This window comes from Brevibacterium sp. S22, from assembly GCF_004745485.1.
Lineage (GTDB): Bacteria > Actinomycetota > Actinomycetes > Actinomycetales > Brevibacteriaceae > Brevibacterium.
Genome location: NZ_RHFG01000014.1, coordinates 105,917 through 113,550 on the forward strand (window position 1 = coordinate 105,917; position 7,634 = coordinate 113,550).

Genomic DNA, 7,634 nt, shown 5'->3' on the forward strand with positions numbered 1-7,634 from the left:
GGTTCCTCCTCCTTCCTTGCCGCGACGAGTCCTGAACGGACAGCACGCTCGTCGCGGAGTCCTCGTATGCTGGTCAAGCGTTGAGAAACCGAGATAGAGGAACAATGAAACTGCAGAAGCCTTCTCCCATGCCGTTCGGCAAATACAAGTCGTTCCAGGACCGCATCGCTCTGGACATGCGCGACCGCACCTGGCCGGACCAGATCATCAGCAAGGCCCCGCGCTGGTTGAGCACCGACCTGCGCGACGGCAACCAGGCCCTCATCGACCCGATGACCCCGGACCGCAAACGCAAGATGTTCGATCTGCTCGTCAAGCTCGGTTTCAAGGAGATCGAGGTCGGATTCCCGGCAGCCAGCCAGGTCGACTTCGACTTCGTCCGCGAGATCATCGAACAGGACGCGATCCCCGACGATGTGCGCATCTCCGTGCTCACCCAGGCTCGTGAGGACCTCATCGAACGCACCGTCGAGTCGCTCGTCGGCGCGAAGAAGCCCACCGTCCACCTCTACAACGCGACCGCACCGGTCTTCCGCAAGGTCGTCTTCGGCTTCGACGGCGACGGCTTCGACCAGACTCGCGATATCGCCTTGCAGGGCACCCAGGCAGTGATGAAGCACGCCGAGACGCTGCTGTCCGACGCGGACTTCGGCTACCAGTACTCGCCGGAGATCTTCGTCGACACCGAACCCGAGTTCGCCCTGGACATCGTCGGCAACGTCCTTGACATGTGGCAGCCCGCCAGCGGTCGCGAAACCGTCGTCAACCTGCCTGCCACGGTCGAACGCGGAACCCCGAACACCTATGCGGACCAGATCGAATGGTTCTGCCGGAATATGCCCTACCGCGACGAGGTGGCCGTCTCCCTGCACCCTCACAACGACCGGGGCACCGGCGTGGCGGCCGCGGAGCTCGGCATGATGGCCGGAGCCGACCGCATCGAAGGCTGCCTGTTCGGCAACGGTGAGCGCACCGGAAACCTCGACCTCGTCACCGTCGCCCTCAACCTGTACACGCAGGGCGTCGACCCGGAGCTCGACTTCTCCGATATCGACGAGGTCATCCACACCGTCACCGAATGCAACCAGATCGGTGTCCACGAACGTCACCCTTACGGTGGTGACCTCGTCTTCACCTCGTTCTCGGGTTCGCACCAGGACGCGATCAACAAGGCCTTCGCCGATCGTGAGCAGAAGGCGAACGCGCAGGGCACCCCGGTCGACCTGATGGAATGGGACATGCCCTACCTGCCGGTGGATCCGAAGGACTTGGGCCGCTCCTACGAGGCGATCATCCGCGTCAACTCGCAGTCCGGCAAGGGCGGTGTGACCTACCTGCTCAAGAGCGAGCACGGACTCGAGCTGCCGCGTCGCATGCAGGTCGAATTCTCCCGTGCCGTCCAGCAGCACACCGAGGGCGGCGGAGAGGTCAACGCCGAGGAGATCCGCCGTATCTTCAACTACGAATACCTGCCCTCCGACGACCCCGAGAAGGTGTGGGGCCGGTTCCAGATCGTGGGCCTGCGCACCGACTCGGGCACCGTCGACGCTTCCGGATCGTCTGCCGAACGCATCGAGGTCGACCTCATCGTCGACGGACAGGAACGCACCTACGAGGGCCGCGGCAACGGACCGATCGATGCGCTCGTGAAGATCCTCATCGACAACTTCGACGTCGACGTGCGTCTGCAGGACTACTCCGAGCACGCCATCGGCTCCGGCGCCGACACCAATGCCGCGGCCTATGTCGAACTCGCCGTCGAAGACCGAGTCGTCTGGGGCGCCGGACTGCACCCGAACATCACGAAGGCCTCGCTCAAAGCCGTCGTCTCGGCCGTCAACCGTGCAGCACGGGACCGGGACCGGGAACGTTCGGCCTGAGGACGGGACTGCCAGAACCGGGGCCGCCGGCACGTCGCTTCGGACTCGCCGGCGCTCGGGTCACGCGAAAGTCGAAAAAGTCGCCACCGGTGACGTGGTTTTCGACTTTCGCGTGACCTGAGGCAGTTTTCGCCCGGAAGTGCGTGGCCCGAGGGCGTGTGACTGTCGCCGTCATGTTCGTTCGGCCCGAGTCTCCGCAGCCGATCTCACAGCAGCGACGCAGCGCGGCGGGATGATTCCCCGCCGCGCTCTGCGATAATGGGCGGGTGCACAACTATCGTGATGAAGGCATCGTGCTCCAGGGGCACAAGCTCGGCGAAGCCGACCGCATCGTCACCGTGCTCACCCGCAGCCACGGCCTCATCCGTGCCGTCGCGAAGGGGGTGCGCCGGACGAAATCGCGGTTCGGCTCCCGCCTCGAACCTTTTATGCTCGTCGACCTCCAGTGTCATGTCGGGCGCAGCCTCGACATCGTCACCCAGGTCGAACTCATCGAACCCTTCGCCCGCGGAATCGCCGCGGACTACGATGTCTACTCGGCCGCCTCGGTGATGGCCGAGACGGCACGCAGCATCACCGAGGCCGAACCCCAATCCCGTACGCACTTCCTTCTCCTCGTCTCCGCGATCCGCTCGCTGTGCAACCGCGAGCACCCGCCGAGGCTGTCCTTGGATGCGTACCTGCTGCGCGCAATGTCCGTGGCCGGATGGGCGCCGAGCCTGCTCGACTGTGCCCAGTGCGGAAGCCCCGGACCTCACCGCGCGTTCTCGGCTGCGTTGGGCGGAGCCGTGTGCACGAACTGCCGCCCCTCCGGTGCGGCACTGCCCGACACCGATGCGCTCGACCATATGGCCGCGCTCCTGTCTGGGGACTGGGAGCGGGCCGAGGCCGCTGATCTGCACGATCAGATCGACGGGTCGAAGCTGGTCTCGGACTGGGTGTCCTGGCATCTCGAGCGCAATATCCGATCACTGAGAGTTCTGGAGAGCACATGAGCTATCCCGCACCACCGACCCACCCCAGCGGGGCGCGGCCTCCGCAGATCGATGCGAAGTTCGTGCCGCGCCACGTCGCGATCGTCATGGACGGCAATGGTCGGTGGGCGAACCAGCGGGGGCTGCCGCGCACGGAAGGGCATAAGGCCGGTGAGGCTTCGCTGCTCGACGTCATCCACGGCGCGATCGAAATCGGTGTGGATTACCTGTCGGCGTATGCGTTCTCGACGGAGAACTGGAAGCGCTCACCCGAAGAGGTGCGGTTCCTCATGGGCTTCAACCGCGACGTCATCCGACGCCGGCGCGACGAGCTCAACGCCCTCGGTGTGCGCATCGTCTGGTCGGGCCGGCGGGGGAGGCTCTGGCGGTCGGTCATCGACGAGCTCGAAACCGCCGCGGAGATGACGAAGAACAACACCGGACTCGTGCTCCAGTTCTGCGTCAACTACGGCGGACGCTCCGAGATCGTCGATGCGATCAATGAGATCACCGCCGAGGTGGCCGCCGGCAGGCTCAAACCCGGCAAGGTCTCGGAGAAGACCGTCCGCTCCCGCCTCTACGCGCCCATCGTGCCCGACGTCGACCTGTTCATGAGGTCATCGGGGGAGCAGCGGACCTCGAACTTCCTGCTCTGGCAGGCTGCTTATGCCGAGATGGTCTTCCAAGACGTGCTGTGGCCCGACGTCGACCGGCGCACCCTGTGGGCTGCGATCGAAGAGTACGCCCGCCGCGACCGTCGCTTCGGCGGCGCGGTCGACACACCGACCGCCTGAGGCCAGCGCGCGCCGTCCGCCTAAGCGGCGGAAGGCCGCCTAGGTGGGCGAAATAGTCACGAGGTCGGCGGTTTCTGGTGACCATTTCGACCTCTTGAACACGGTCCTCTTACGCACGGTGACATCGTGGCACCAAAACAGTCGGCTTCACTGCCTTATGGCTGTGTCTGCGCTATTCAGTTCGGTCCACGTGACAGTTCGGCCCCGCAGCACAATGCTGCGGGGCCGAACTGTCACTTCAGTGCGAGCTCACGTCGGGCGAGCACGTTCGTCTCAGTAGCGGTCACGCGGGCGGTCGCCACGTCCGCCGCCGAACTTCTTACCGCCTCGGCGATCATTGCGGAAGTTGCGTCCGTCACCGGGCTGCTTATCGAAATTGCGCTTCTTGAACGGGCGTCCCGGGCGGCCGGAATCCGGACGGATGTCGATGGGGCGACCCTGGATCTCGGTGTGGGCGAGCTTGCGCAGCACCGAGGGATCGAGGTCCTTGGGCAGGTCGACCAGCGTGTGGTTCGAACGGATGTCGATATGGCCGATCTGCTTCGAGGTGATTCCGCCCTCGTTCGCAATCGCGCCGACGACGGCACCCGGTTGGAGACGCTCATTGCGTCCCACCGCCAGACGGTAGGTCGCCATGTTCTCATCACGGGCACGTCCTCCGCGGCCCGGACGACCGCCGTCACGGCCGGCGTCGCGGTCTCGGTCACGGCCTTGACGACGAGCCGGCTCAGGCATCGGTTCGGCCTTGAGGGTGTTCGACTCGAGGACGAGGGACGCCAGAGCGGCCGCGATGTTCGAGGCAGGCACATCGCGGGAGAGCGAATACTGCTCGATGACATCGGTGAGTTCGGACAGTTCGGTCTGAGCGAGCACATCGTCGATGCGCTTCGTGAACTTTTCGACACGAGTGCTCGTCAGCTCTTCGACGCTGGGCAGGGTCAGCGGTTCGACCTTCTGCTTCGTGGCACGTTCGATGGAGCCGAGCATGCGCTGCTCACGTGGGGTGACGAAGAGGATCGCCTCGCCGGAGCGTCCGGCACGACCGGTGCGGCCGATGCGGTGGACATAGGATTCGGTGTCGTGCGGGATGTCGTAGTTGACGACCAGCGTGATGCGTTCGACGTCGAGTCCGCGGGCGGCCACATCGGTGGCGACGAGGATGTCGATCTTGCCTTCGCGGAGCATGTCGATCGTGCGCTCACGAGCCTGCTGCGGGATATCGCCGTTGATCGCGGCGGTCTTGAACCCGCGGGCTCTCAGCTTCTCGGCGAGCTCCTCGGTGGCCTGCTTCGTGCGCACGAACATGATGATGCCCTCGTACTCCTCGACCTCGAGGATGCGGGTCAGGGCGTCGAGCTTGTGCGAGTGCTGGACCATGAAGTAGCGCTGGCGGATGTTCGCACCCGTCTGCGACTTCGCGGCGACCCGGACTTCCTTCGGATCATTGAGGTACTTGCCGGTGATCCGGTGGATTGACGTCGGCATGGTAGCGGAGAACAGCGCTACCTGACGCTCGTCGCCGACCTGGCTGAAGATCTCTTCGATGTCTTCGGCGAAGCCCATCTTGAGCATCTCGTCGGCCTCATCGAGGATGAGGTGGCGCAGGCTGCCCAGTTTGAGCGAACCCTTTTTGAGGTGATCGATGACACGGCCCGGGGTGCCCACGACGACCTGTGCACCGCGGCGCAGACCGGCCAGCTGCGGACCATAGGCCTGACCGCCGTAGATCGGGAGCACGGAGAAGTCGGACAGCTCGGTGGCGTAGGAGGTGAACGCCTCGGCGACCTGGATCGCGAGTTCGCGAGTGGGGGTGAGCACGAGAGCGAACGGGCCGTCGTCGGCGCGCCCCGCCTCGGCGAGATCGGACAGGGCCGGCAGGGCGAAAGCCGCGGTCTTACCGGTTCCGGTCTGTGCGAGACCGATGACGTCACGCCCCGACAAGAGGGTCGGGATCGTCTCGGCCTGGATGGGGGTGGGGATCTCGTACCCCTGCGCCTCTACGGCCTTGAGTACGAGCGGGTGAAGCCCCAGTTCGGAGAATCTCGGAGTGGTTTCTTCGGTTGCGGACACATCGGTCATGAGTGATCTCTCTCACGTCGGCACACACTTGATCGCAGATGACTGTAGTGGCGATCTACCCTGCGGCCGCTTGTGCAATCATCGTGAGCAATCCGGGCCGAAACCGTAGAGATCCAAGAACACGCTTGGACAGACGTGGAAACGTCGGTACGGAGAAAGGTTTGGGTGTACCCCCAAGTCTACATGCCGCACCCTCGCCGAGGCGGTCCCGGACCGGGAAACCGAATGTGAGATCAGTCGCCTCCCGCGCTCATTCCGGCAGGGCAGGTCGGGGTTGAGGATGCGCATCGCCGACCAGATAGGCTGGTACCTGCGCGCCACGGCAGCCGGCCGTCGGCGAACCGAATCAAGGAGAGAACTAGTGGCACAGTCCAAGTTGGATGCCGTCATCGCCCTGGCCAAGCGCAGAGGATTCGTCTTTCAAGCCGGAGAGATCTACGGCGGTTCCCGCTCGGCATGGGACTACGGGCCTTTGGGCGTGGAGCTCAAGGACAATATCAAGGCCCAGTGGTGGCAGCAGTTCGTGCGCGGTCGCGAAGATGTCGTCGGCCTCGACTCCTCGATCATCCTGCCCAAGCGCGTCTGGGAAGCCTCCGGCCACGTCGAGACCTTCGTCGATCCGCTCGTCGAGTGCCTCAACTGCCACAAACGCCACCGCGAGGACCACCTCATCGAGGCGTATGAGACGAAGAACAAGAAGGCTCCGGAGAACGGAATGGCCGATATCGTCTGCCCCGACTGCGGCACCCGCGGCCAATGGACGGAGCCGCAGGAGTTCTCCGGCCTGGTCAAGACCTTCCTCGGCCCCGTCGACTCCGAATCGGGCCTCCATTACCTGCGCCCGGAGACCGCTCAGGGCATCTTCGTGAACTTCAACAATGTGCTCACCGCGGCCCGGAAGAAGCCGCCGTTCGGCATCGGCCAGATCGGCAAGGCCTTCCGCAACGAGATCACCCCCGGCAACTTCATCTTCCGCACCCGTGAGTTCGAGCAGATGGAGATCGAGTACTTCGTCCACCCAGATGAAGCCGATGACTACTACAAACAGTGGGTCGAAGACTGCTGGGCCTGGTTCCTCGATCTGGGCATCTCCGAGGACAACGTCCGCCGCTTCGACGTTCCTGCCGAGGACCGCGCGCACTACTCGGCCGGGACCATCGACATCGAATACCGCTTCGGCTTCCAGGGGTCAGAATGGGGAGAGCTGATGGGTGTGGCCAATCGCACCGACTACGATCTCGGCACCCACACCGAGGTTTCGGGAGCGAAGCTGCAGTACTTCGACCAGGCCAGCGGCGACCGCTACACTCCCTATGTCGTTGAGCCCTCCTTCGGCCTGACCCGGTCGATGATGGCGTTCCTCGTCGAGGCCTACAGCGAAGACGAGGCACCGAACACGAAGGGTGGTGTCGACAAGCGCGTCGTGCTTAAGCTCGATCCGCGCCTGGCTCCGGTCAAGGCAGCTGTGCTGCCGCTGAGCCGCAATGAGAAGCTGACTCCGGCGGCAAAGGATCTGGCTGCCCGTCTGCGTCGGCGCTGGAACATCGACTTCGACGATGCCGGGGCAATCGGCCGCCGCTATCGTCGTCAGGACGAGATCGGCACCCCGCTGTGCATCACCGTCGACTTCGACACTCTCGATGATCAGGCGGTGACGATCCGCAAGCGCGACGACATGAGTCAGGAACGTGTGAGCATCGACCAGGTGGAGAACTACCTGGCCGACCACCTCGCCGGAGCCTGATCCCAATTTGCTACCTGACGGCGGCTCTGCAACCTGGCGCTGGAGTGGTCCCCGAAAGTTGGACTGTGATTAACACAGGACAACTTGAAGGGACCACTCCATGCGTCACAACTGTCTGATCACCGACGAGCAAGCCCAAGCCGCGGTCGAACTCTTCGATCAC

5 protein-coding genes are annotated in these 7,634 nt (G+C 64.2%); 4 read left to right on the top strand and 1 reads right to left on the bottom strand.

Going from position 1 to position 7,634, the window contains the following annotated elements:
* Positions 1-104: 104 nt before the first annotated feature.
* From leuA to EB835_RS12705, 3 genes are all read left to right on the top strand, one after another.
* A complete protein-coding gene (gene leuA / locus EB835_RS12695) occupies positions 105-1,880 on the top strand; it encodes a 2-isopropylmalate synthase (protein ID WP_135809837.1) in 1,776 nt (591 codons plus the stop codon).
* Positions 1,881-2,146: 266 nt separating this feature from the next.
* Positions 2,147-2,875, top strand: a complete 729-nt coding sequence (gene recO, locus EB835_RS12700) for a DNA repair protein RecO (protein ID WP_135809838.1) — start codon at positions 2,147-2,149, stop codon at positions 2,873-2,875.
* Positions 2,872-3,648, top strand: a complete 777-nt coding sequence (locus EB835_RS12705; protein ID WP_135809839.1) for an isoprenyl transferase — start codon at positions 2,872-2,874, stop codon at positions 3,646-3,648. Before recO ends, EB835_RS12705 begins: the two co-directional genes overlap by 4 nt.
* A 273-nt stretch (positions 3,649-3,921) precedes the next feature.
* Here EB835_RS12705 and EB835_RS12710 read toward each other — a convergent pair whose 3' ends face one another.
* Positions 3,922-5,727, bottom strand: coding sequence for a DEAD/DEAH box helicase (locus tag EB835_RS12710; RefSeq protein WP_135809840.1), 1,806 nt, complete (start codon positions 5,725-5,727; stop codon positions 3,922-3,924).
* Positions 5,728-6,088: 361 nt separating this feature from the next.
* On the opposite strand from EB835_RS12710, the gene EB835_RS12715 reads away from it, so the two are divergent.
* On the top strand, positions 6,089-7,471 hold the full coding sequence (locus EB835_RS12715) for a glycine--tRNA ligase (RefSeq protein WP_135809841.1): 1,383 nt from the start codon (positions 6,089-6,091) through the stop codon (positions 7,469-7,471).
* Positions 7,472-7,634: the final 163 nt, after the last annotated feature.

Bases quoted from the DNA above. Each gene is read 5' to 3' on its own strand.
- leuA (WP_135809837.1), top strand. From the start codon at position 105: ATGAAACTGCAGAAGCCTTCTCCCATGCCGTTCGGCAAATACAAGTCG.
- EB835_RS12710 (WP_135809840.1), bottom strand. From the start codon at position 5,727: ATGACCGATGTGTCCGCAACCGAAGAAACCACTCCGAGATTCTCCGAA.
- EB835_RS12705 (WP_135809839.1), top strand. From the start codon at position 2,872: ATGAGCTATCCCGCACCACCGACCCACCCCAGCGGGGCGCGGCCTCCG.